Here is a 22,077-nt window from a genome sequence, read left to right on the forward strand (position 1 = left end):
AACCACAGACTTCATGCGCCCACGCCGCATTGAACTCCCTTATCTCGTTGTTCTCGCGGCCGTTCTGGCGTTGGTCAACCGCATTTTCCGCTGAGAATTTCCCGCATCGGCGGGCCTGTTGCCGGGTGAAATATTTCCCTGCGCTTGCCAAAAAACCGCCGGCGGTTTATTTAAGCCGTATCGGCACGTGTCCGGATATCTTGGACCGTTACGCCTTCGCAGGGCGGTTCTGACTTTCCTATCGCTATCGGTCGATGCCGGCGCCTTCTCGCATGAGCGGGTGCCATTCCTCACTATGCCTGCGAAGATCAAGGACTTCCATGAGCACCGGAACCGTCAAGTGGTTCAACGAGACCAAGGGCTACGGCTTCATCCAGCCGGATGACGGCGGCAAGGACGTGTTCGTTCACATCTCGGCCGTCGAGCGCGCCGGCCTGCGCAGCCTGAACGAAGGCCAGAAGGTTTCCTACGAGCTGGAGACCGACCGTCGCAGCGGCAAGCAGTCCGCCGGTCAGCTCCAGACGGCCTGATCGCCGTCCTAGGCGTTTCTGTCGAAGCCGCTCCCTTGGAGCGGCTTCTTCGTATCTGCATTCTCTTTCCTTGCCTTTCTCTCGTGGGCGACGGCCTTCGCCGCGCCCGATCCAGGAGTGTCTGTGAGCTTTTTGAAGAATCAGGGTGTCGTCGATCGTCTGGAGACCGCCGCGAAGGCGCGGTCCGAGATGCTGGCCCGGTTCCGGGCGCGCCCGTCTGCCGATGATCCCACGGTCCTGGCTCGCCAATCCGCCCGCCGCGCCGTGGTCGATGCCCGCGAGGCCCGTGCGGCCGAACGCGCCGCCCAGCGTCAGGCCGAGCTCGAGCGCGCCGCTGCCCTGGCCGAGGCCGAGCGTCTCGCGGAAATCGAGCGCAAGCACGCCGAGCAGCTGGCCGCGCAGGAGCGCGCCAAGGCTCTCCAGGCCGAACAGAAGGCCCAGCGCGACGCTCGCTATCTCGCCCGCAAGGCGAAAGCGCAGAAGAAGCGCTGAGGCGCGGCAGCGGCAACACCCTCCAGGAGCCCGGCATGTCCCACAAGTTCAAGATCGGCCAGCGTGTCTGCCGGCCCCGGCTCGGGACCCCCGGCGAAGCGGGCGAGGTCGAGGTGTTCGAGGTCCTGCGGCTCATGCCGCAGGATCAGACCGGCGAGCCGAGCTACCGGATCCGCACGAAGGCCGGCGAGCGGGCGATCCGCGAAGGCGACCTCGTCGCGGCTGCGCAGCCCTGATCCGGGCGCACCTCAGAGCGTCCGGAACATCACCAGCGCATCGACCGGCCCGAGGTCCGGGTGTCGAAAGGCGCCCGGCAGCCGTCCGACCACGGCGAAGCCGAAGCTTTCCCATAGCCGGACGGCTCGGACGTTGGTGCTGACCACGAAGTTGAACTGCATCGCCGTGAAACCGCGCGTCCGCGCCCGATCAAGGGCATGCGCACACAGGGCGCGGGCGATTCCGCGGCCGATCGCGGCCTCCCCCGTCATGAATCCGCAATTGGCGACGTGGGCGCCTCCGCCCGCCTGATTGGCGCGCAGGTAATACGTGCCGACCACCGTCCCCGCTTCCTCCGCCACGAAGGTCTCGCGGTCCGGTCCGGTCCAGTAGGCGAGGGCTTCGGCCTCGCCGAGGTCGCGGTCGAGGGCATAGGTCTCTGCCGCCCGGATGGTCGGCACGATGATGCGGGTGATCGCCGCGTGATCGGTCGCCCGCGCGGGTCTGATGTCCAGGCTCACCCGAATTGCTCTCGCAGGATGCGCTCGTCGAGGCTGTGGCCGGGATCGTGGAGCAGCACGAGTTCGGTGGCGCGGTCGAGGGATGTCTCCACGGTGCAGACGCGGCGGAACTCGGTGTGATCGGCGACCGCCGCCACCGGGCGGTGGGGCGCGTCGAGCACGTCGATCCGGATGCGGGCGTAATCCGGCAGGAGCGCGCCGCGCCAGCGCCGGGGGCGGAAGGCCGAGATCGGCGTCAGTGCCAGCAGCTTGGCGTCCAGAGGCAGGATCGGGCCGCCGACCGACAGGTTGTAGGCGGTCGAGCCCGCCGCGGTGGCGACGAGTACGCCGTCGGCGATCAGCAGGTCGAGCCGGACGTTGCCGTCGACGGCGATCTTCAGCTTGGCGGTCTGGTGGGTCTGGCGCAGCAGATAGACCTCGTTGATCGCCCGCGCCCGGTGGGAGCGGCCTTCGGTGTCGAGGACGTCCATCACCAGCGGGTGGATGACGCTGCGATGCGCCGTCTCCAGATGCTCCAGAAGGTCGTCGTCGCGAAACTCGTTCATCAGGAAGCCGACCGTGCCGCGGTTCATCCCGTAGATCGGCTTCGGGTTGTCCATGAAGCGGTGGAGCACCTGCAGCATCAGGCCGTCACCGCCGAGCGCCACCACGACGTCCGCCTCCTCGGGCGGGACGTGATCGTAGCGACGCATCAGGGCGGCGGCGGCCTCGCGGGCATGGCCGGTCGGACTCGCCACGAAGGCGATCTTCTGGAAGAGCGCCATGGCTCAGGCGCAGCCGCGCAGGCGCGTCAAAATCGCCTCAGGGTTCACGTCACGGCTCCAGTCTGATGAGCGAACCGCCCGGTTGACGTCCTGGCTTGGCATGGGCCTCACTCTGACGGCACATGCGCAATCGGAGGCATAGCATGGAGCGTCCGCTCCTCGTCTACACCACCTTTCCCGACCTCGCCTCTGCGCTGAATATCGGCGAGGCCCTGGTCCGCGAGCGTCTCATCGCCTGCATCAACGTGATGCCGGGCATGCAATCCGTCTACAGCTGGAAGGGCGCCGTCGAGCGCGGCGCGGAGGTCGCGGCCCTTCTCAAGAGCCGCGAGGGTCTCGCCGACGCCCTGACGGTCGCCCTGAAGGCGCGACATCCCTACGACACGCCGATCATCCTGCATCTGCCGGTCGCCGGCGCGGACGCCGACACCGCCGCCTGGATCCTGGCGGAAACGCAGCCGGACGGCTCGGCTGGAGCGGAGCCCCAGTCGGCCTGATCCAATAGGCCGAGCCGCGGCACGACAAACCGCTGTGCGATCACCGCACCCGGGCGAACACCGCTTTGGCACCGATCCGGACGAACGCGCCGGCCCACCGGCGCCAGGACGACCGGGCGGTCCGGCGCCGCGTTGCGGCGATGGACCATGCCGGCACCGAGCAGGCTGTTGCCGGCGAAGGTGACAAGAGCCGCCGGCGCTCCCGCGAACAGGACGGCTGCCGCTGCGGTGAAAGCCGGGCGCGCGCGGTCGTGCGCTGCGAGCCACGAGGCGGCGTATCCCGCGATGGGGAGCCCGGCATCCGAAGCCGTCGGATCCATCTGCGCCTCCGACCGGATCCTGCATCTGGCGGTCTGTGGGCGATGAGCGATCCTCGCCCCGATCTGCGGCCGCGGATCGGAGCCGAACCCGTCAGGTTGCCGGCCTCGCTGTCGGGCGTCTGTGGACAAGACCCCTGCGCCGTCGGACGCCGCATGGAGCGCGTGCATCCGGGTATTTCCTTTGCCTTGCTTCTCGGCGTCGTGAACAGCGCTAAATTTGCATGCAAAGGTTCGAGATTAAAGATCGATGTTTCAGATAAAGAAAAGCATCGGAAGGTCGTTGCACGGGAAAGAGATTGAGAAAATCTGGCGGCCGATTTTAATGGGCTGCGGCGCGCGTCGCGCCCGAGACAAAGCCGAGGGGAAACCATGGGATGGTTCAGGATGGCAGACCGCGCCGCTGCGGCTCTGCTGATGTCGGTCATGGGCGCCCTGAATGTTCAGGCGGCCGGCGATCCGAAGAAGGAACCGTTGATGACCATCGAGGCGGCGCCGTCCGGTCCGGCCGGTCTCGCCTCAGCCGATCCGCCCGCCTTGCGGTACGGGGTTCTCTATGCCGACGACAAGGGTCACAGCCATGTCCAATACTGTGACCTGAAGAATTTCATCTTCAAGAGCTACGCGCCCCCGGCAGCACCGCAATACGTCGGCTTTCCGCCGGGGGAGGTGGCGTCGATCAAGTATGCGGTCCTGCCCGTCGGCTATGTCGGCACGTGGCACACGGCGCCGGGGCCGCAATGGGTGATCACCCTGTCGGGCCGCTGGTCGGTGGAGGCCACCGACGGGAGCGTGCTCGAGCAGGGACCCGGCGAGGTGGAGTTCAACGCCGACATGGGATCGACGCCGCAGGGGGCGGAGGGCCATGTCGGGCACCTGACCCGGCAGGTCGGCGATGTGCCGAACGTTCAGCTCATCGTCTCGCTGAAGCCGTCTTCCGGAAAGGCCCGCAACACCAACCCGTGCCAGCCCTGAACGCGTGATCCGGGCCGGCGGTGGCCTTCCGTCGGCCTGCGCGGGTCAGCCGCCGCTCACGGGATAGCTGCGCCCCTTCCAAGTGGCCGCGCCGGCTCGCTCGCGGCGCAGGAGCACGTTCCACTGGATCGCCAAGGCCACCGCGACCGCCGCCGGGTGGAGCGGGATCGTCGCCCAGGGTGCCCGGACCGCCACCGTGACGGCCGTCCGGGTCGCCAGCGACAGGGCCAAGGCCAGGCCGCCCAGGGCCAGGGCTGAGGCGGGCACCAGCCCGAGCAGGCCGGCCAGGATGAGGAGCGGCGGCAGGACCTGGCCGCAGCCGAGCAGGAGCGTCCAGACCGGAAGGGCGCGGGGCGTGGCCATGCCCTCGTGGGCGTTCTTGGAGAAGCCGGCCCAGGCTTGGGTGAAGCCATCGTACATCCGGCATGTCGCCAGCGCGGCGGCGGCCACGAGATCCGTCCGGTAGCCCGCGGCACGGAAGAGGCGGGCCAGGCGGACGCCGTCATGGAGGGATTTGCGGATCGCAGCGTGTCCGCCGACGGCCGTGTAGGCCGCACGATCGACCAAGATCAGCTGACCGCAGGCCGCGCCGAGCGACGGGTCCGGCAGCCGACGCATCAGCGGCACCGGCAGGAAGCCGAGGAGCAGGAAGTCGATCATCGGGACGGTCAGCATCTCGCCGAGCGTGTCCGTGCGCTGCCGGGGTACGCCGCTGACGAGCGCCGCGCCGGTGCGGCGGGCCTGGGCCGCCACGGCAGCCGCGGCCTCGGCCTCGAGGCGCACGTCGGCGTCCAGGAACAGCAGGTGGTCGCCGCGGGCGAGGCCGGCCATATGGCTGCAGGCGTGGTTCTTGCCCGTCCAGCCTTCGGGAAGGGCCGGCACCGAGACGAGGCGCAGACGCGGATCGCCGACGGCGCGCACGATCTCCGCGGTCGCGTCCGTGGAATGATCGTCACCGACGATCACCTCCACCGGAACCGATGTGCTGGCGAGCGCCGCCCGCACGGTGGCGTCGATGTTGCCGGCCTCGTTGCGTGCCGGGATCAGGATCGAGACCAGGCCCGTCCCGGTCTCCGGCATGGGCCGGCGCAGAGCCGCGAGATTCACCGCCGCCAGCACGGCCGGCAGGAGGGCGGTGACCAGGCAGAGCAGGGCCAGGGCCGTGAGGATCGAATCGGTCATCGTCCGCGCCGCGCTGGTGTCGGGTCTCGACCAGGGATCGTACGGGGCCGGGCGCGAGCGGAAGGGGTCATCCGGCGCGATCCTGGCCGCCCGCGGCGCGATGCGCCGGATCGAAGCGTCGCCCGGAGAGCCGGGCCGCCACGCGTCGCCACAGATCGTAGAGGCCGCCGACGCCCTTTCGGCCGGAGACCAGGGTACGGAAGCGTCCGGGTTCCCGGCTGATCACATCGGCGCTCAGACGGTCGAGGGTCGCGGTCAGATCGGATTCCAGGCGCGCGAGCCGCTGGTCTCGCGGAAGCGCGGCGAGTTCGGATCCGCCGATCCCGGGACCGAAGGCCACGAAGGCGCCGGCGCCGCGCTCGTCCCAGAAGGTGTATTCCACGGCGAGGGGAACGAACAGGGCGTCGGGGGCGATCTCGGCGAGCCGTGCCACGCCGGGCCTCAGGGCCAGCGGCCGTGCGCGGGCATCCGCGAAACGGCCCTGTGCGGTGATCCAGAGCATGCCGTCGGAGGACGCCAGGATCGACCGGGCGGCCGTGAGGAACTGCGCCGCCCCGCGCGGGCTCTCCAGGTCGACCCCGAAGGCGCCGATCCGCTCGAAGATCCGGTAGCGCGCCAGCATCGCGGCGTCGAACGGGGCGCGGCTCCATCGCTCCGGATAGAGGCGGCCGGCCAGCACGACGATCAGCGCGGCGTCCCACCACGCCGGGTGGTTGCAATAGACCACGATCGCGCCCGGATGGCTCGCCGCCGGCGGTGTGCTCCAGAGCGGCAGCCGCACGGCGTCGAGGTGGCGGTGCATATAGCGCTCGAACCACGCCACCATGAAGGCGCGGATTCCGGGCGAGATCGGGGGCAAGGGGGCGCCGCGCGTACCTCTCTCGCCCCCCGGGACGGAGGCGGGAGGTGGCGGCGTCGCCGTCACGCCGAGGCGCGCAGGGCGCCGCGGGCGTCCTGGTCGTGCGCGTCGGCGGCGATCCAGCCCGACATCATCACCATCGGCATGCCGGGCCCCGGATGGGCGGCGCCCCCCGCGAGGTAGAGGCCGCGCACCTGCCGCGAACGGTTTCCAGGCTTGAATGCGCCCATCACCCGCCCGTGGGATGCGAGACCGTAGATCGCGCCGTTCAGCACCTTGTAACGCTCGTGGATGTCCTGCGGCGTCAGGTGGCGCTCGACGACGATGCGCTCCTCCAGGTCCGGCATGCCGCCGGTGCGCTTGAGCTTGTCGAGGATCGTCCGGCGGTAATTCTGGAACAGCGGTCCGTCCGGACGCCAGTCGTGGTGCGGGCGCAGATACGGCGTATGCACGAGGACGTAGAGCGCCTCGCCACCCTCCGGCGCCACGCTCGGATCGGTGGAGGAGGGCGCCGCCAGATAGGCGGTCGGGTCCGGGGCCGGCTCGCCCTTGTTGTAGATGTAGTCGAACTCCTCTTCCGGATCCCGGGAGAAGACGAAGTCATGGTGGTTCAGGTGCTCGTAGCGCTTGTTCAGGCCGAGATAGAGCACCACGCCCGAGCAGGCCGGCTCGGGGTTCTTCTTGGCGTAGACCTTGGCCGCTTCGCCGCCGACGAGTTCGCGGTAGGTGCGGACCGAATCCATGTTGGAGATCACCGCGTCGAAGGGCGTGACGCCGTGGGCGGTCCGCACGCCCCGGACGGCGCCGTTCGCGGTCTCGATTCCGGTCACCTCGGTGTCGGTCTTGCAGGTGGCGCCGAGTTCCTGGGCGAGCTTCGCCAGCCCCTCCGCCACGGCGCGGGTGCCGCCCATCGGGTACCAGACGCCGTCGGCGGTCTGCATGTGCGCGATGGCGCAGAGCACCGCCGGCGCGCCATAGGGCGAGGAGCCGACATATTGCACGAAGTGGTCTAGCATCTGCGCGAGCCGGGCGTCCTTGACCTTGCCGCGGATCGTCGAGGCGACGGAGGCGTGCATGCGCAGGGAGAGCACGTCGCGCAGCGTGCCCGGATTCATGTTGGCGCGGATGTTGATCGTGTCGAACAGGTCTTCGACCGGCTTCCAGAAGAAGAACTTTTCCGAAACGCCGTGCAGGTGTTCCGAGATCGAGAGGAACTTCTTGTAGCCCTCGCCGGTGCCGGGCGCGAAGCGCTCCATGTCGCCGGCCATCCGCTCGACGTCCTGCATCAGGTCGATCTGGGTGCCGTCATCGAAGAAGCACCGCCATTGCGGGTCGAGGCGGCGCAGATCCATGTAGTCGTGGACCGAGCGGCCGGCTTCAGCGAAGATCCGTTGCAGCACCCGCGGCACGGTGAGGATGGTCGGGCCCATGTCGAAGCGGAAGCCGCCCTCGTGGAGCACCGCCGCCTTTCCGCCGAGCCAGCCGTTCTTGTCGTAGACCGTCACGCGGTGTCCCCGCGCGGAAGCGACACACGCGGCCGCCAGACCGCCGAGTCCGCTGCCGATAACGGCCACCGTTGAATCCTGGCTCATCCTGATGGGTCGCTCCCCGGGCCTTCCACGAACGTGACCCGCGACAGCGAAGCTAGCCCCGGGGTCGTGCGGGTCAACGCGCCACCCGGTCGCGGCCGCATTCGGTCAATCCTCACCTGTGGACAGCCGGGTCAGAAAGTTGCCGATCTCGCGGCGGCGGCGATCCGCCTCCAGCACTTCCGGCCCCAATCCGTGGCGCCATGCGAGCCGGCGCACGGCTGCGGGCTCGCCTGTCTGAAGGCCTGCGATCTCGTCGGCATAGGCCGCCACCGTCTCCGGATCCTTCGCCAGGCCCGCCGCGACGATGGCCGTGTCGCACAGGCGGAGCATCGCGGCGACTTCGTCCAGGTCGAGCTCGGGATGATACTGCGTCCCCCAGAACCATCCGTCCCCCTGGCGGATCTCGATCGCCTGGATGCCGAGGATCCGGTTCCCGGCAAGCACGCGGGCGCCCGGCGGCGGTTGCAGCACCGCATCCGCGTGGATCGCGGGGGCGTCCCACGTGGCGGGCCGGCCGGCGAGGAGCGGATGGGTCCGGCCCTCCTCGGTCGGGGTAATGGAGCGGGCGAAGCCGTATTCCGGCCCGCGCGGGTTCTCGGCGGCCCGCCCGCCCGCCACCGTGGCGGCGACCTGCACGCCCCAGCACGATCCGAAGATCGCCAGCCCCGCGTCCAGGGCGGCCCGCATCAGCACGAGCTGCCGCCTCACCTCGGGCGTGCCCTCGGAAACTCTGAGCGTCGAGCCGGTGAAGATCATGCCGTCGACATCCGCGAGGGTCGCCGGGAGGGTGGCGTCGGCATCGGCGGGGCTGACGAGATGGCAGCTGATTTCCGGTCGAAGATCCCGGACCACGGCCGCGTAGGACTCGGCCGAGGTTCGGCCGGTGGCCGCGACGTGCCGGTCCCGGGCCGCGCGGTCGTTGCCGTCGGCGATGAGCAGGCGGAGCATGGGAGTTCCGTTGAGCGGGGCCGTGCGGCGGGGAAGCTGCATGTGCGCTCGCGGAGCCGCGGGGAAACGGCGCGGATCGTCGCGGGCCGAGCATGCCGCAGCCCGGAGCGGCTCCCGGAGCCCGTCGCAGGCGACCGGGTCGAAGCGCCCCGGCCGGACGCACAGGGCAACGACCACGGTGTAACGGATGCCGAGCGCACGGGTCTTGGCGCGGGTCTCGGCACGGGCCAAGGGTCGGGCCAAGGGACGGAGCTCCCGCCCATCCCTCGGGCTGTCGAATATTATTTATTCGTTGGCGCATCCAAATGAATGATGCGCAGAATCCCGCATACGATTTATCTTCGATCAGATCATTACTGAAATCGGGCTATGCTGGAGGGCGAAATGCCGGATTTCACAGGGATCGAACTCTGTGTCCGAGAGGGGTGGGGTCTCCTCGTCCGTGACACGGAGGCCGTCCGTCGCGCGGCGCAGGCGGGCGCCTGCGCGGGGTCTCGCAGGACGGTCGTGCCGAGGCGTGCCGCGATCGACGACCGTCATCCGATGATCGAGCTGAACGGCAATTGCCTCGCCTTCGCGACGCTGCCCGATGCCGTGGGCCGGCCGGTTTCCGGAAGGCGGACCGGCTGTGCTCTCAGGGGGCACGGCCATGTCGGCGAAGTCCGCGCCTCGGCAACGCGCACGGGGCGGGATTATCCGATGACCTCGGAGGGCTCCCGGCAAGATCCTGACGGGTCGAGCGCGGACCCTCCGATATCCGTTCGGCCGGACTCCCGCAGCCATCCCCTCTCCGGGCATGCGGGGCTGGAGACGGTGCTGCGGCCGCACCTGCAGTTCGGCGTGCCTGCCGCCTTGGGCGGATCGCCGTGGCGCAGCGCGCCGTGATCGTCTCGGGATCGCCTGGGACGTCTCAGATTCAATCGGTGAGGCGACCACATGTGGAGAGCCCTGCTGATATGGCCGGTGTTGCTCGTGATCGGCCTAACGCTTCCCGCATTCCGGACACGCTCGACTCCGCCCGTCCATCAGGCGGCCGAGATCGAGGCCCTGGTGAACCGGGCGGCCGAGGCGTTGGAAGACCGCGGCGCCGGGGCGTTCGGAGAGTTCAGACGGAAAGGTAGCGTCTGGCGCTACGGGGACGTCTATCTGTTCGTCATCGACATGAAGGGGATCGTGCTGTTCAATGCCGCGCATCCGAACCGCGAGGGGCATGATCTTCTCGACGAGCGCGACGCCGACCGGAAGCAGTTCCACAGGGACTTCATCGAGGTTGTGGACCGCTTCGGTTCCGGCTGGGTCGATTACATGTTCCCGAAGCCCGGTCAGTCCGTCCCGACCGTGAAATGGAGCTACGTCTGCGCGACGCACGTCGCCGGTTCGGACGCGGTCATCGGTGCGGGCGTCTACGTCGAGTAACGCGGGTCCGATCCGCGCGCCCGATGGCTGCCCTACACGGTCCGCCGCGCCGCCAGGGTGAGGGCGAGGCCGAGCCCGCAGAGCGTCAGCGCGCCCAGCACCGCGAGCGACGGCGCTGCGGCGGAGAACCCTTCGCCGAGCGCGCTCTGATACGCCTCGATCGCCCAGGCATTGGGGGTGAGCCAGCCGGCCTGCTGCAGCCAGGGCGGCATCAGGAAGCGCGGAACCATGGAGCCTCCCACCGCCGAGAGCAGCAGCACTCCGAAGGTCGAGGCGAGGTGCGCCTGCTGGCGCGAGCCAGCCAGCGCGCAGGCAGCGAGCGCGAGGCCGGCGGCCATCGCCGAGACCAGCAGGCAGGTGGCCAGGAAGGCCGGCCAGTGCGGCCCGATCTCGACTCCGTAGAGCAGCGCGGCGGCCAGGAAGATCAGCCCGGCCTGGACGAGACCCTGCAGCGTCAGGAAGGCGAACTTGCCGAGCACGACCACCGGCAGGCCGCCCGGACCGGCCATCAGCCGTTCGGCGAGGCCCGTCTCGCGCTCCTCGACCAGGGACATCGCGCCCTGCATCGCGGCGAAGAGCAGGAACACCGCTGTGATCGCCCCGGCATAGTAGCTCACCCGCGCATTGGCGCTGCCAGCGGCGGTGCTGCGCCGCTCCACCAGGGCGGCGAAGCTGAACGGCTCCTTCTTGGCCCGCTGCTCCGCGAAGGCCTCGTCGAGGAAGCGGCGCTCGTCGGGGCCGATCTTGCCCGTGCGCTCGACGTCGGCGACGATCCGCGACAGGACCACGTCGGGCAGCGCCTCGTTCAGGACCCGCTGGAGCTGGCCCAGGGCAATCGGCGTCGCCAACGCCTTGGCGGGGTTCTCCACCAGCACCACCGGTTGATCGACAGACCCGGATGCGGCTTCCGCAGGCGCGGCGATCAGGTCGCCGCGCAGGACCAGCGCCACGTCGACCTCGCCCGCACGAACCGCCTGCGCCACGGCGGCAATGTCGGTGGCGGGCAGGCGCGTCACGCGCAGCGAGGGATCGGCCGCGAGGGCGTCGGCGAGGCGCTCGGTGGCGGCGGTGTGGGCCAGATCGGCCAGTCCGAGATGAATGCGGATCCGGTCGCCGATCGCCCCGGAGAAGATAGCCGCGAAGATCGAGAAGATCACCGTCGGCAGCACGAAGGCCATCACCAGCGCGGCCCGGTCGCGCAGGAGGGTCAGGAGCATCACGCGGAAGGCGGCGGCGATCATCCGGCTGCACCGACCCGGAGCGGCGTGGCCGCGGGATCCGTCAGCTCCCGCGGCCGGAGGGCGTCGAGGTAGAGCGTCTCCAGCCGTGGCGCCCGAACCCGGATCTCGGCCACGGGAACGCCCTGGGCGCGCAGCGCGCCGAGCAGGGCCGCGCCGTCGAGGCCGGAGCGCTCGACGGACCGCCAGACGAGGCCTCCCGCCTCGGCGGGCGCGAACCCGGCCCGGCGTAGCACACCCTCGGCCGGTCCCGTCGCCGGGACGGCGAGGCTCAGCTCCCGCTCGGGGGCGCCCGTGCGCAATTGCGCGAGCAGATCGGCGAGCCGGCCGGCGCGCACGACCCGACCCTGGGCCAGGAACGCAACCCGGGAGGCGAGGCGCTCCGCTTCGGCGAAATCGTGCGTGGCGATCAGGATCGCGGTGCCGGCGGCCTTCAGGCGGTCGAGCACAGCGTGGATCGCGGCCCGGGCGGCGAGGTCGACGCCGCTGGTCGGCTCGTCGAGGAGAACCAGCCGGGGCCGGTTCATCAGGCTCGCCGCGATGTTGACCCGGCGCCGATATCCCCCCGACAGGACGCCCACCGGGCGTCGGGCCACGTCGGCGATGTCGGCCATGGTCAGGGCGGCCTCCACGGCGGCCTTCCGGTCGCGTCGGGCAACCCCCGCGAGCTGCCCAAAGACGCCGAGATTCTCCGAGACGGTCAGCCGGGGATAGAGGGCGATCTCCTGCGGCACCCAGCCGATGGCGCGGCGTGCGCGTCCCGCGCGATAGGGGTCTGCCTCGGCCACGCGCACCGACCCCGCGCTCGGACACAACCGCCCCGCGACGAGGCGCATCAGCGAGGACTTGCCGGCCCCGTTCGGCCCGAGCAGCGCGAGGGTCTCGCCGGCCCCGAGCTCAAGATCGACCCGGTCCAGGACCCGTCGCCCGCGGAGGTCGAGGCCGACGTCCACGAGGCTGACGAGGGGGCCCTCCATCGTCTCACCGTCTCGGAAGGGCACGGCCAAGGCGCACCCGCAGGGCGGCGCCCGGTTCCCGCAGGGCGAAGGCCGCCTCGGCGAAATCGGGCCGCGCCCGGCGCCCGACGGCGCCCGAGAAGCCGTAGGGCTCCAGCGGCAGGCCGAGGCCGGTCCGGTCGAGGCGTCCGTTGCCGTTGGCGTCCTGATAGGCCGCAACCGCGTAGGTCCCCGGCGGAACGTCCCGGAAGGTGAACAGCGCCCGGTCGGCCGTCGCCGGCGAGTCGTCGCCCCGCAGGCACGACGTCTCCGAAAGACCGCCCTGACAGAGCGCCACGCGCACCTGACCGCCGCCCGGCTCGATCCCGTCGACCTCGACCTGAACGGCGGCGGCCGAGACGGGCAGGGCTGCGGCGCAGAGCCAAGCCGACAGGGCGATCGTCACGCGGCCTGTCGGCCCGCGGCCGTGTCTCCGCCGATCCGTCGCCGCGCTCACGAGGCCTCGCCGGAGGTCGCCAAGGGCGCCGTATCGGGAATGCCCGCCGTGGCGGCGGCGCGGGCGCCGGCCAGTTCCTCGATCAGCAACCGCGCCGAGATGCGGGCACCCTCGTAGATCACCGGCAGGCCGGAGCCCGGATGCGTGCCGCCGCCGACGATGTACAGCCCCGGTCCGAAGCGGTTGTGCGGGCGGAAATACAGCATCTGCATCAGGTCGTGGGCGAGGTTGAAGGTGGCGCCCTCATGGACGGCGAAATCCTCCTCCCACTGGGTCGGATCGATGATCCGCTCGTAGCGGATGCGGGATTCGAGATCGTCGATTCCGAGGAGCTTCAGACGCTCCAGGATCAGCGCGCGGTAGGTCTCCCGCAGCGTCGACCAGTCGATCCCCGCCTTGAGGTTCGGCACCGGTACCAGAACGTAGAGGGCCGTATGCCCGGGGGGCGCCATGCCGCCGTCCGTGTAGCCCGCGTGCTGCACGTACAGGGAGGGCTGCATCGGCAGCGTGCCCTCGGTGATCTCGCGGATGTTCTTCTCGTAGCCGTCGGCCAGGAGGATCGTGTGATGCCCGAGGCTGTCGGGCATTTTCCCCTCGAGGCCGAGATACAGCATGAAGGTCGAGCAGGAGAGCCGGGCCTTCTGGATCTTGGCGTCGCGCCAGCGCGGCCGGTGCCGCTCCGGGACGAGGGCGCGGACGACCTTGGCGAAGTCGCCGTTGATCATCACCGCGTCGGCGTTGAAGGTTTCGCCGTCCGCCACCAGGCCGCAGGCGCGCTTGCCGTCGAACAGCACCCGCTCGACCGTGCTGTTCAGCCGGAGATCGACGCCCATGCGGCCGGCCAAGCCCGCCATGGCCTCCGAGACGGCCCCGCAACCGCCCACGGGGTGGTAGACCCCGTGCTCGTATTCGAGGAACGACAGGATGGTGAACAGGCTCGGGCACCGGAATGGCGACATCCCGAGGTATTTGGTCTGGAACGAGAAGGCGAGGCGCACCCGCGGGTCGGCGAAGTGGCGCTTGAGGTCGCGGTCGACGCTCCGGCCCGGATGCAGGTAGGGCAGGGCAGCCAGCATCGCCGGGCTCGCCATGCTGCGCAACGTGTGGAAGGCCTGTTCGAGGACCGGCTTGAAATAGTTCAGCTTGGTGCGGTTCTCGGCGAAGAAGGCTTTGACGTTCTTGGCGTCGTCCGGCGCGAGGCGGGCGATCTCCTGCTCCAGGCGCCCGACATCGCCCGTGGCGCTGATCGTCCCCGAAATGCCGTCCTGCCCCTCGAAAACGAGGTGGTACTGCGGGTCGAGCCGCTCGAGCTTGACGTGGTCTTCCAGCCGCTCCCCGCAGCTCGCGAAAATGTCCGCCAGAATCTGCGGATAGAGGAAGAACGTCGGTCCGATATCAAAGCGGTATCCGCCGGGCGCCTCAACGGTTTTCGTCCGGCCGCCGACTTGGGAATCCTTCTCGAAGATGGTGACATGGATCCCGGCCCGCGCCAGGAGCAGGGCAGAGGCAAGCCCACCTGGCCCGGCCCCGACCACGGCCACCCGGCGCCCGGTCAGCGCTCGCAACCCATCCCCAGACTGAAGCAACGTCCCCGACTCCTCACAGAATCCCGACACCCATGTGGCCAAGCTAGCTTGGCATCATCGCGCGGCAATTGCAGCCGTTTGTCGCGCGCAGAACGCTGTATACGATCATACCAGGGACACGCATTCGCAAGATTTGCGCAAGGCCGCCGTTGTCCCGGCCATCGAGGCGCCCGAGAGCGGGCCGGCCCGCAGGCCGCGGACCTGCGCGGGCCGAGACGCGGCCATCATCCGGGAGCCGCCGGTCGGCGGACATCCTGCGCCTCAGCACCGGCCCAGGCGTCGATACCATCCATGCCGGGGCCGGCCTCCGCCCGAAGGTCCCGCTGCCGACCGCCCCCTGCATCGGGCGCCCGGCCAGGGCGGCGATGCCGAGATCGGATTCCGGGCCCCGACCCGCCGGCGCCGCGCGCTCACGACGGACCGAGGCGCCCCTGGCCGCGGGCGATGGTGAACAGGGCGATGCCCGCCGCCGTGGCGACGTTGAGCGAATCGAATCCGGCGGCCATGGGGATGCGGAGCGGCCGCGCCTGGGCCAGCGTCGCCGCGTCGAGGCCCGGCCCCTCGGTGCCGAGGATCAGGAGCGCCCGCGCCGGCACGGTGAGGGCATCCAGGGGCTCGGTCGCCCCAGGGCTGAAGGCCAACGGCTGGAGGTCGAGGGCGTCGGCCAGCCGCAGCCAGTCCTGCTCCGCCGGGAGCCGCGCGAAGGGCTGGATCAGCGCGGCCCCGGCCGAAACCCGGATGCTCTTGCGATAGAGCGGATCGCAGCTCTCCCCGTCGAGGATCACCGCGTCGGCCCCGAAGGCGGCCGCGTTGCGGAAGGCGGCGCCGACATTGTCGTGATTGGTCAGGCCGGCAAGGCCGACCACCAGCGCGGGTGCGGGCGGCTGCGGCACGAGGGCGGTCGCCGCGGGTTCCGCGCCGCGCAGGCCGATGGCCAGGACCCCCCGGTGGATCGGGAAGCCGGTGACCGCGCTCATCACCGCCTTGCTGGCGCAATAGACCGGAGGCGGCTCCGGGCAGGCGGCGACGTCGGCGACGAGCCTTGGCCAGCGCTCCGGGGCGATCAGGATCGATTCCGCGCGGAACCGGCTGCGGCGGCCGAGGAGCAGCCGCAGCGTCACCTCGCCCTCGACGATGAAGCGCCCGGCGCGGCCGACGAGGTCGCGCTCGCGCATCCGGGTATAGGGCTCCAGGCGGGGATCGTCCGGGTCGCCGAGGTCTTCCGGGTCCGGGGTCACCTCAGCCCTGGGCGCGCTCGGTGCGGTTCGCCAGCGGGTCGGCCTCGGCCTTGGTCGGCACCTTCACCAGCGCCTCGCCGTCGAGGACGGTCTCGCCCCCGACGGAGCACCGGCAGGCGAGGCGCGCCCGCCGCCGCTCGGGCATGAGTTCGGCCACCGTCACGGTGACGTCGACGACGTCGCCGATCCGCACCGGGGCGCGGAAGTTCAGGGTCTGGGAGATGTAGACGGCGCCCGGTCCGGGCAGGCGCGTGCCCAGCACCGCCGAGATCAGCCCGGCCGTGTACAGGCCGTGGGCGATGCGGGTGCCGAAGGGCGTGCGCGCGGCGAAGTGCTCGGACAGGTGGATCGGATTGCGGTCGCCGGTGATCTCGGCGAAACCCACCACATCCGACGAGGCGATGGTTTTCGACAGAGTCTCCGACAGTCCGACTTCGAGATCCTCGAAATAGAGCACGCGCAGTTCGGGCAGCATGACGCGGCAGACCTCCGGTTCGGGCCGGTCATTCGTCTCGTGCGGCCGGCTCCGGCAACGGCGTCGCACGATCCCGGCGCCGAATCCACCCGGACAAAGGCTGAAGGGCCTCGAACTTTCTTGAGCAGCCGACAGGGTTTTCTCAACAGCCGCTCGACAGAGCCGTGCGCGTCGGCGAAGAGGCGTCCCGTGATCGCCGATGATGTGCCCCCGCCCGCGCGGCCCGCCCTGCGCCCGGTCGTCGCCCGCGTGGCGGCGCTCAACCTCGGCTATTTCGGCATCGAGATCGCGGTGGCGCTCGCCATCGGCTCGGTGGCGCTGATCGCCGACAGCCTCGATTTCCTCGAGGACGCCGCGATCAACCTGCTGATCTTCGCGGGCCTCGGCTGGAGCGCGCGCAACCGCGCCCGCCTCGGGACCGCCATGGCGGGCATCCTGCTTCTGCCGGCGCTGGCGGGCGCCTGGGCGGCCTACGGCAAGATCGCCGATTTCACCGCCCCCGCCGCTCTGCCCCTGACCCTCGCGGGGCTCGGGGCACTGGCCGTCAACCTGACCTGCGCGCTCATGCTCGCCCGGCATCGCTTCGGCTCGGGCAGCCTGACCCGGGCGGCCTATCTCTCGGCACGCAACGATGCCTACGCCAATCTGGCGATCATCGCCGCCGGCCTCGTGACGGCCCTCCACCCATCCCCCTGGCCCGACCTCGTCGTGGCGGCCGGGATCGCGATCCTCAACGCCGACTCGGCCGCCGACATCCTCAAGGCGGCCGCGGCCGAGCGCAGAGCCGCACGATAGCGGCCCCTCAGCAGCGACCATCATGCGCATCTTCCCCATCTCGGATCTGCACCTGGAGCGACGCCGCCTCGACCTGATCGCGCCGCCCGCAGAGCCGTTCGACCTGCTCGCCTGCCCCGGCGACCTCCACGAAGGGCATCCCGAACGGGGGCTCGCGGCCCTGCTGCATCTCGCCCAGGGGCGGCCGATCGTGCTGGTGCCGGGCAACCACGAGCGCTATGCCCCGACCGGGGACCGGCGCACCGCACCGGAGCTGCTCGCCGCCCTGGAAGGCGAGGTCGCCCGGCTCAACGAGCTGGGTGCCCGGATCCATCTGCTCCAGCGCGCGCAGAGCTGCGTCATCGACGGCGTCCGCTTCGTCGGCACCACCCTGTGGAGCGACTGGGACCTCGCCGGGCGCTGGCTCGCCCCGGATGCCCCGGACCGGCCCGCCGATCCGGTGGCCTACGCGGCCGCCCGCATGACCGATCCTGTGACGGGCTCCCGGGAATATCTCGGCGCGATCCGCAAGGCCGACGGCAGCCCCTGGCAGCCCGCGGACGCGATGGCGGAGCACCGGATCGAGCGGGCCGCCCTGCACGCGGCGCTGCGGATCCCGCACGACGGTCCGACCGTCGTGGTGACCCATCACCCGGCGAGCCCGTTGGCCGCGGACCGGTTCCGGGACGTGGCCGGCGTTCCCTGGTGGGTGCCGGCCTTCTATGCCAGCACGGCCCTCGACGCCCTTTCCGATCCCGCGCGACCGGCGCTGTGGATCTCCGGGCATTTCCACGCGGGCCACGACCTCGCGGTCGGGCGCTGTCGCTGGGTCTCGAACCCGGTGGAGGGCGCGACCTACCGCGGCGATTTCGTCGTGGAAGTCGAGAACCGGTGATTTAGTCCCGTCCCAAGAGATCGGACCGTCGAGGCTGTGCCGTTGCGCACGGCTTGGCCGTAACGGCGGGATGTTGTCGGAGCGAGCGCCCGTCCAACCCTGATCGGCCCCGCATCCCGGGGGCCTGGTTCGGGGTTCTCATGGTCGGATTTAGCCTGACGTCACGCGGGTTCGCGGCGGTGGTTCTTGCCGTCACCGCTCCCATCTCCGTCGCGTCGACGGCGACGGGTGCCCGGGCGGCCTCCGCTGCGCAGCCGGGGCAGACGGTCGGTCTGCCGGTGGGCGATCAGCTTCCCGTCGGCCTGTATTTCGTGAACCTGTCGAGCTTCGGCGTGCGCGGCACCCGCCCGCGGGATTCCGCGACCAACGTCAACCTGCCGACCTTCGCGTGGGCGACGCCCTGGGACGTCGCGGGCGCGCGCCTGCAATTCTTCTTCACCCAGCCGATCGCGGCCGCGAGCAGCCAGGGGGCGCCCTACCAGAGCGGCGTCGGCCAGCAATTGCTCGCCGCGCAGCTCGCCTGGGATCTCGGCGGGGATGTGGGTGTCAGCTACCTGTTCGGCGGCTACCTGCCGATCCAGACGCGCTTCCTGACCCAGTCCGCCTCGCTGACCCACCGCTTCGCGGTCAGCTACACCGGCCAGGGCTGGAACCTCACGGCGAACCTGCTCTACGGCGTCTTCCTCGACCCGCGCTCGCCCAGCGGCACCCTGTACCCGGACTACCTGAACCTCGACCTGACCATGACGAAGAAGTTCGGCGCGTGGCAGGTCGGCGCGGTGGCGTTCGGGTCGACGGACCTTCCCACCGGGGTGGCGAGCTACCGCCCGCAGGGGCAGATCGCGGTGGGCGGTCTCGTCGGCTACAATTTCGGGCCCGTGAACCTCCAGGCCTACCTCACCCACGACGTGGTCGAGCGCAATTACGGCGGCCGCGAGGTCCGCGGCTGGCTGCGGGCGATCGTGCCGCTGTACCAGGACAAGAACGAGGTCGAGCCGGGCCGCACCCTCGTGACGCGGCGGCAGGCCGAGTAGCCAAGCCGGCTGACGCTGTCCGGGCTGGCGCCATCCCGGGCGCAGGCGGCGGATCCGGGTCACGGACCGCTGCCGCGCGGCGAATGCACGACGACGGGGCCGGACGGGGCGCCCGTACAAAAGGGGCCTCCGAGATCGACGATCTCGGAGGCCCCTTTTGCGTGCAGGATTGCGCTGCCGTTCAGGCGGCCGATCCGCGCCCCGGCTGACGGGGCGCGGCAGAGCCTTCAGCCGTGCACCAGTACGTTGCGGAACTGCCAGGGATCGCTGGTGTCGATGTCCTCCGGGAACAGGCCCGGGCGGTCGGTGAGCGGCGTCCAGTCCGTGTACACGCCCACGACCGGGCCGAGATACGGGGTCTGGACCTCCAGGCAGCGGCGGAAATCCATCTCGTCGGCCTCGACGATGCCGGCCTCCGGGTTCTCCAGGGCCCAGACCATGCCGGCAAGCACCGCCGAGGTCACCTGCAGGCCGGTGGCGTTCTGATACGGTGCGACCCGGCGGGTCTCCTCGATGGAGAGCTGCGAGCCGTACCAGTAGGCGTTCTTCTTGTGGCCGTAGACGAGCACGCCGAGCTCGTCGATGCCGTCGACGATCTCGGTCTCGTCGAGGATGTGCTGCTGCTCCTGCACCTTGGCCGCCTTGCCGAACATCTCGTGGAGCGACAGCACGGCGTCGTCGGCCGGGTGGTAGGCGTAGTGGCAGGTGGGCCGGAAGACCGGCTTATCGCCCTCGCGCACCGTGTAGTAGTCGGCGATCGAGATCGCCTCGTTGTGGGTCACGAGGAAGCCGAACTGCGAGCCGGCGGTCGGGACCCAGGTGCGCACCCGCGTGTCGGCCCCCGGCTGCAGCAGATAGATCGCGCAGCGCGAGCCCTTCTCCTGCTCGCGGGCGTTGTCGGGCTTCCAGGTCTCGTGCGTGCCCCAGCCGAGCTCGGCCGGCTGGTTGCCCTCGGAGACGAAGCCCTCGACCGACCACGTGTTGACGAAGACGCCGCGCGGCTTCGGATTCTTGGCGCGCTGCGTGTCGCGCTCGGCGATGTGCACGCCCTTCACGCCCAGATCCTTCATCAGGGCGGCCCACTCGGCCTTGGTCTTGGGCTCCGGCCGCTCCAGGCCGGTATCCTGGGCGATATTCAGGAGCGCCTGCTTGACGAACCACGAGACCATGCCGGGATTGGCGCCGCAGCAGGAGACCGCCGTGGTGCCGCCCGGCTTCTGCTCGCGGGCATCGAGGATGTTCTCGCGCAGGGCGTAATTCGTGCGGTCGCCCTGGCTCTTGGTCTTGTCGAAGTAGAAGCCCGGCCAGGGCTCGGCCACGGTGTCGATGTAGAGGGCGCCGAGTTCGCGGCACAGCTCCATGATCGCCCGCGAGGAGGTGTCGACCGACAGGTTCACGCAGAAGCCCTGGCCGCCGCCTTCGGTGAGGAGCGGGGTGAGCACGTCGCGGTAGTTCTCCGGCGTCAGCGCCACCTTCTCGAAGCGCAGGCCGTGCTTCTCGGCGAGGGCGCGATGCGTGTCGACCGGGTCGATCACCGTGAAGCGGGCCCGGTCATACTCGAAATGGCGCTCGATGAGCGGCAGGGTGCCCCGGCCGATCGAGCCGAAGCCGATCATCACGATGGGGCCGGTGATCCGGCCGTGGATCGGGTGACGGGTCGGCTGATCGGTCATGCGGGATATCCTCGTTGGCGGATGCCGGGCGCGTCCGCTCATCTGGCTCGCGGGCGGGTTATGGCGCGCGTGTGACAGTGCAGCGACAGGCCCGCGCCGCCGGAGCGGTGCCGGTGCGGTCCAGGGGCCGAGTCGCCGGAAGCGCGCTCAATGGCCGCTCGCCCGTCGCCGGTCAACCGCGCGGATCCGCGCCTTCGTTAACGGCATCTTGCACGCGCCGGGTCGAAACCATGACCTCGACGCATGCGCCCCCCGCCCTGGAACGGATGGCAAGCTCCGCGTGCAGGGCTCATATTGCAGTGCAGCAAGGTCACCGAGAGGACCTCAGGAACTGGGGAGCGTGGAAACGCCCGGGCCCTCGCACTCGGAGTCCGTCATGCTCGCGCTCATAACCTCCCGGATCCCCGGCCCGGTCGTCGAGACCGCCGACCGTGATCCCGGCTTCCTCACCCTCGTCTTTGCGGTCGCCCGTGGCCTGCGCAACGGAGCGGAGACCGCCTTCGCGCGCCGCTGTGCCCTGGCCCGCGCCGTCGGCGGCCCGAATCCGCTCTGAGGGCGGCCCCCGACCCACTGACGATGCTCCGGACGATTGCGTCGCCCCGGCTAGGGCATTAGGCGGCTCTGCCGTCCAATGGCTTCGGGGGATCGTGATTCCATGCCGACATTTCGTGCGCATCTGCGTCTCAGCCTGATCGCGACCTTGCTCACGGCGGTCCCGATCCTGGCGGCGCGCGCACAGGATGCCGAGCCCGAGGCCGCGCCGGCCGCCGAGGCACCCGCCAAGGCCCGTCCCAAGCCCCGGCCGAAGCCCGTCCCCCACAAGGCGGCCAAGCCCGCGGAGGCCGCCAAGCCCGCCGAGGCGGCGAAATCCGAGGCGGCCGCCACGCCTGCGGCGGCGCCGGCCCACGCCGTGTGGCCCACCGGAGCCAGCACCGTCAGCGAGAGCTACGGCGACTGGACGATGACCTGCACGCGTCCGAACGAGAAGGTCACCTGCATCGTGGCCCAGGCGCAGGGTGATTCGCAGACCGGCCGGCGCAAATTCGGCATCGAGCTGCAGACGCCGGCGAACGGCCGCTCCGAGGGGATCGTGCTCATGCCCTTCGGACTCGCCATCGAGCCGGGCGTGACCTTCAAGCTCGACGAGCAGACCCTGGGCAAGGGCGCGCCCTACACGACCTGCAGCGCCGAGGGCTGCATCGTGGCGATCAGCTTCCCGACGCTGGCCCTCGACGGCATGCGCACCGCCAAGGCGCTCACCGTGACCGGTCAGAAGGCGGGGGGCACCGAACCGGCCACCGTCTCGGTGCCGCTGGTGGGTTTCCCCCAGGCCTTCGACCGGGCCGTCGCCCTCAGCGGCTGAGGCCCGTCGCCTTTTCCGGTTACGGTTAAGCCAGCGTTAG

Annotated in this window: 25 protein-coding genes; 12 read left to right on the forward strand and 13 right to left on the reverse strand. The window is 70.4% G+C overall.

Annotated features, from left to right (window positions below):
- Positions 1 to 320 precede the first annotated feature (320 nt).
- The 3 genes from BM396_RS23470 to BM396_RS23480 all read left to right on the forward strand — a co-directional run bounded on the left by BM396_RS23470 (position 321) and on the right by BM396_RS23480 (position 1,258).
- Positions 321 to 530, forward strand: a complete 210-nt coding sequence (locus BM396_RS23470; RefSeq protein WP_010683690.1) for a cold-shock protein — start codon at positions 321 to 323, stop codon at positions 528 to 530.
- 123 nt (positions 531 to 653) lie between these two features.
- Positions 654 to 1,022, forward strand: coding sequence for a DUF6481 family protein (locus BM396_RS23475; RefSeq protein WP_043350195.1), 369 nt, complete (start codon positions 654 to 656; stop codon positions 1,020 to 1,022).
- 35 nt (positions 1,023 to 1,057) lie between these two features.
- Positions 1,058 to 1,258 carry a hypothetical protein gene (locus BM396_RS23480; RefSeq protein WP_043350192.1) on the forward strand — a complete coding sequence of 67 codons (201 nt, stop codon included), beginning with the start codon at positions 1,058 to 1,060 and terminating at the stop codon, positions 1,256 to 1,258.
- A gap of 12 nt (positions 1,259 to 1,270) precedes the next feature.
- Here BM396_RS23480 and BM396_RS23485 read toward each other — a convergent pair whose 3' ends face one another.
- On the reverse strand, positions 1,271 to 1,753 hold the full coding sequence (locus tag BM396_RS23485) for a GNAT family N-acetyltransferase (protein WP_043386084.1): 483 nt from the start codon (positions 1,751 to 1,753) through the stop codon (positions 1,271 to 1,273).
- A 2-nt stretch (positions 1,754 to 1,755) separates the two neighbouring features.
- Positions 1,756 to 2,523 carry an NAD kinase gene (locus BM396_RS23490; RefSeq protein WP_043350190.1) on the reverse strand — a complete coding sequence of 256 codons (768 nt, stop codon included), beginning with the start codon at positions 2,521 to 2,523 and terminating at the stop codon, positions 1,756 to 1,758.
- Positions 2,524 to 2,666: 143 nt separating this feature from the next.
- Here BM396_RS23490 and cutA point away from each other — a divergent pair, with 143 nt between their 5' ends.
- The 3 genes from cutA to BM396_RS23500 all read left to right on the forward strand — a co-directional run bounded on the left by cutA (position 2,667) and on the right by BM396_RS23500 (position 4,312).
- On the forward strand, positions 2,667 to 3,020 hold the full coding sequence (gene cutA, locus BM396_RS23495) for a divalent-cation tolerance protein CutA (RefSeq protein WP_043386023.1): 354 nt from the start codon (positions 2,667 to 2,669) through the stop codon (positions 3,018 to 3,020).
- A 140-nt stretch (positions 3,021 to 3,160) separates the two neighbouring features.
- Positions 3,161 to 3,640 (forward strand): hypothetical protein, encoded by a 480-nt coding sequence (locus tag BM396_RS32290; RefSeq protein WP_139239533.1) that lies wholly within the window; start codon positions 3,161 to 3,163, stop codon positions 3,638 to 3,640.
- A gap of 84 nt (positions 3,641 to 3,724) precedes the next feature.
- Positions 3,725 to 4,312, forward strand: a complete 588-nt coding sequence (locus tag BM396_RS23500; protein ID WP_244447714.1) for a cupin domain-containing protein — start codon at positions 3,725 to 3,727, stop codon at positions 4,310 to 4,312.
- A 45-nt stretch (positions 4,313 to 4,357) separates the two neighbouring features.
- On the opposite strand, the gene BM396_RS23505 is transcribed toward BM396_RS23500, so the two are convergent.
- The 4 genes from BM396_RS23505 to BM396_RS23520 all read right to left on the reverse strand — a co-directional run bounded on the left by BM396_RS23505 (position 4,358) and on the right by BM396_RS23520 (position 8,893).
- On the reverse strand, positions 4,358 to 5,494 hold the full coding sequence (locus BM396_RS23505) for a glycosyltransferase family 2 protein (RefSeq protein WP_043386025.1): 1,137 nt from the start codon (positions 5,492 to 5,494) through the stop codon (positions 4,358 to 4,360).
- Positions 5,495 to 5,561: 67 nt separating this feature from the next.
- A complete protein-coding gene (locus tag BM396_RS23510; RefSeq protein ID WP_051976186.1) occupies positions 5,562 to 6,320 on the reverse strand; it encodes a lysophospholipid acyltransferase family protein in 759 nt (252 codons plus the stop codon).
- Positions 6,321 to 6,415: 95 nt separating this feature from the next.
- Positions 6,416 to 7,945 carry a phytoene desaturase family protein gene (gene crtI, locus BM396_RS23515; protein ID WP_043386031.1) on the reverse strand — a complete coding sequence of 510 codons (1,530 nt, stop codon included), beginning with the start codon at positions 7,943 to 7,945 and terminating at the stop codon, positions 6,416 to 6,418.
- 105 nt (positions 7,946 to 8,050) lie between these two features.
- Positions 8,051 to 8,893 carry a type 1 glutamine amidotransferase gene (locus BM396_RS23520; protein WP_043386088.1) on the reverse strand — a complete coding sequence of 281 codons (843 nt, stop codon included), beginning with the start codon at positions 8,891 to 8,893 and terminating at the stop codon, positions 8,051 to 8,053.
- A gap of 963 nt (positions 8,894 to 9,856) precedes the next feature.
- On the opposite strand from BM396_RS23520, the gene BM396_RS23530 reads away from it, so the two are divergent.
- Complete coding sequence (locus BM396_RS23530; protein ID WP_236952780.1) at positions 9,857 to 10,309, forward strand: cache domain-containing protein; 453 nt, start codon at positions 9,857 to 9,859, stop codon at positions 10,307 to 10,309.
- Positions 10,310 to 10,341: 32 nt separating this feature from the next.
- Here the strand turns inward: BM396_RS23530 and BM396_RS23535 are convergent, their stop codons facing one another.
- The 6 genes from BM396_RS23535 to croR all read right to left on the reverse strand — a co-directional run bounded on the left by BM396_RS23535 (position 10,342) and on the right by croR (position 16,298).
- Positions 10,342 to 11,550, reverse strand: a complete 1,209-nt coding sequence (locus BM396_RS23535; protein ID WP_043386036.1) for an ABC transporter permease — start codon at positions 11,548 to 11,550, stop codon at positions 10,342 to 10,344.
- The gene (locus BM396_RS23540; RefSeq protein WP_043350168.1) at positions 11,547 to 12,524 is read right to left on the reverse strand and encodes an ABC transporter ATP-binding protein; all 978 of its coding nucleotides are present in this window, start codon (positions 12,522 to 12,524) and stop codon (positions 11,547 to 11,549) included. The genes BM396_RS23535 and BM396_RS23540 overlap by 4 nt, the downstream gene beginning before the upstream one ends.
- A gap of 4 nt (positions 12,525 to 12,528) precedes the next feature.
- Entirely contained in the window at positions 12,529 to 12,948 is a 420-nt protein-coding gene (locus BM396_RS23545; RefSeq protein WP_043350167.1) for a DUF2141 domain-containing protein, read from the reverse strand.
- 47 nt (positions 12,949 to 12,995) lie between these two features.
- Complete coding sequence (gene crtI, locus BM396_RS23550; RefSeq protein WP_043350165.1) at positions 12,996 to 14,585, reverse strand: phytoene desaturase family protein; 1,590 nt, start codon at positions 14,583 to 14,585, stop codon at positions 12,996 to 12,998.
- Positions 14,586 to 14,995: 410 nt separating this feature from the next.
- Entirely contained in the window at positions 14,996 to 15,823 is an 828-nt protein-coding gene (locus tag BM396_RS23555) for a TrmH family RNA methyltransferase (RefSeq protein ID WP_043386039.1), read from the reverse strand.
- A 1-nt stretch (position 15,824) separates the two neighbouring features.
- Positions 15,825 to 16,298, reverse strand: a complete 474-nt coding sequence (croR, locus tag BM396_RS23560) for a 3-hydroxybutyryl-CoA dehydratase (protein WP_043386041.1) — start codon at positions 16,296 to 16,298, stop codon at positions 15,825 to 15,827.
- Between the two features lie 189 nt (positions 16,299 to 16,487).
- Here croR and BM396_RS23565 point away from each other — a divergent pair, with 189 nt between their 5' ends.
- The 3 genes from BM396_RS23565 (at position 16,488) to BM396_RS23575 (ending at position 19,001) form a co-directional block, all read left to right on the forward strand.
- The gene (locus BM396_RS23565; RefSeq protein WP_170867497.1) at positions 16,488 to 17,093 is read left to right on the forward strand and encodes a cation efflux transmembrane domain-containing protein; all 606 of its coding nucleotides are present in this window, start codon (positions 16,488 to 16,490) and stop codon (positions 17,091 to 17,093) included.
- Positions 17,094 to 17,115: 22 nt separating this feature from the next.
- Positions 17,116 to 17,967, forward strand: a complete 852-nt coding sequence (locus BM396_RS23570; protein WP_170867498.1) for a metallophosphoesterase — start codon at positions 17,116 to 17,118, stop codon at positions 17,965 to 17,967.
- 140 nt (positions 17,968 to 18,107) lie between these two features.
- Positions 18,108 to 19,001: a transporter gene (locus BM396_RS23575; RefSeq protein WP_043350152.1), complete on the forward strand. Its 894-nt coding sequence runs from the start codon at positions 18,108 to 18,110 to the stop codon at positions 18,999 to 19,001.
- A 227-nt stretch (positions 19,002 to 19,228) separates the two neighbouring features.
- Here the strand turns inward: BM396_RS23575 and BM396_RS23580 are convergent, their stop codons facing one another.
- Complete coding sequence (locus BM396_RS23580) at positions 19,229 to 20,674, reverse strand: homospermidine synthase (protein ID WP_043350149.1); 1,446 nt, start codon at positions 20,672 to 20,674, stop codon at positions 19,229 to 19,231.
- 376 nt (positions 20,675 to 21,050) lie between these two features.
- Here BM396_RS23580 and BM396_RS32905 point away from each other — a divergent pair, with 376 nt between their 5' ends.
- Together BM396_RS32905 and BM396_RS23585 are read left to right on the forward strand one after the other, a co-directional pair.
- On the forward strand, positions 21,051 to 21,227 hold the full coding sequence (locus BM396_RS32905) for a hypothetical protein (protein ID WP_170867499.1): 177 nt from the start codon (positions 21,051 to 21,053) through the stop codon (positions 21,225 to 21,227).
- A 102-nt stretch (positions 21,228 to 21,329) separates the two neighbouring features.
- Positions 21,330 to 22,037 carry an invasion associated locus B family protein gene (locus tag BM396_RS23585; protein WP_043386046.1) on the forward strand — a complete coding sequence of 236 codons (708 nt, stop codon included), beginning with the start codon at positions 21,330 to 21,332 and terminating at the stop codon, positions 22,035 to 22,037.
- Positions 22,038 to 22,077 lie beyond the last annotated feature (40 nt).

The sequence above is a fragment of the Methylobacterium sp. UNCCL125 genome, from assembly GCF_900116795.1.
GTDB lineage: Bacteria > Pseudomonadota > Alphaproteobacteria > Rhizobiales > Beijerinckiaceae > Methylobacterium > Methylobacterium fujisawaense.

Bases quoted from the DNA above. Each gene is read 5' to 3' on its own strand.
- BM396_RS23470 (WP_010683690.1), top strand. From the start codon at position 321: ATGAGCACCGGAACCGTCAAGTGGTTCAACGAGACCAAGGGCTACGGC.
- BM396_RS23480 (WP_043350192.1), top strand. From the start codon at position 1,058: ATGTCCCACAAGTTCAAGATCGGCCAGCGTGTCTGCCGGCCCCGGCTC.
- BM396_RS23490 (WP_043350190.1), bottom strand. From the start codon at position 2,523: ATGGCGCTCTTCCAGAAGATCGCCTTCGTGGCGAGTCCGACCGGCCAT.
- cutA (WP_043386023.1), top strand. From the start codon at position 2,667: ATGGAGCGTCCGCTCCTCGTCTACACCACCTTTCCCGACCTCGCCTCT.
- BM396_RS32290 (WP_139239533.1), top strand. From the start codon at position 3,161: ATGGACCATGCCGGCACCGAGCAGGCTGTTGCCGGCGAAGGTGACAAG.
- BM396_RS23500 (WP_244447714.1), top strand. From the start codon at position 3,725: ATGGCAGACCGCGCCGCTGCGGCTCTGCTGATGTCGGTCATGGGCGCC.
- BM396_RS23505 (WP_043386025.1), bottom strand. From the start codon at position 5,494: ATGACCGATTCGATCCTCACGGCCCTGGCCCTGCTCTGCCTGGTCACC.
- BM396_RS23510 (WP_051976186.1), bottom strand. From the start codon at position 6,320: ATGGTGGCGTGGTTCGAGCGCTATATGCACCGCCACCTCGACGCCGTG.
- crtI (WP_043386031.1), bottom strand. From the start codon at position 7,945: ATGAGCCAGGATTCAACGGTGGCCGTTATCGGCAGCGGACTCGGCGGT.
- BM396_RS23520 (WP_043386088.1), bottom strand. From the start codon at position 8,893: ATGCTCCGCCTGCTCATCGCCGACGGCAACGACCGCGCGGCCCGGGAC.
- BM396_RS23535 (WP_043386036.1), bottom strand. From the start codon at position 11,550: ATGATCGCCGCCGCCTTCCGCGTGATGCTCCTGACCCTCCTGCGCGAC.
- BM396_RS23540 (WP_043350168.1), bottom strand. From the start codon at position 12,524: ATGGAGGGCCCCCTCGTCAGCCTCGTGGACGTCGGCCTCGACCTCCGC.
- croR (WP_043386041.1), bottom strand. From the start codon at position 16,298: ATGCTGCCCGAACTGCGCGTGCTCTATTTCGAGGATCTCGAAGTCGGA.
- BM396_RS23570 (WP_170867498.1), top strand. From the start codon at position 17,116: ATGCGCATCTTCCCCATCTCGGATCTGCACCTGGAGCGACGCCGCCTC.
- BM396_RS23575 (WP_043350152.1), top strand. From the start codon at position 18,108: ATGGTCGGATTTAGCCTGACGTCACGCGGGTTCGCGGCGGTGGTTCTT.
- BM396_RS23580 (WP_043350149.1), bottom strand. From the start codon at position 20,674: ATGACCGATCAGCCGACCCGTCACCCGATCCACGGCCGGATCACCGGC.
- BM396_RS32905 (WP_170867499.1), top strand. From the start codon at position 21,051: ATGCTCGCGCTCATAACCTCCCGGATCCCCGGCCCGGTCGTCGAGACC.
- BM396_RS23585 (WP_043386046.1), top strand. From the start codon at position 21,330: ATGCCGACATTTCGTGCGCATCTGCGTCTCAGCCTGATCGCGACCTTG.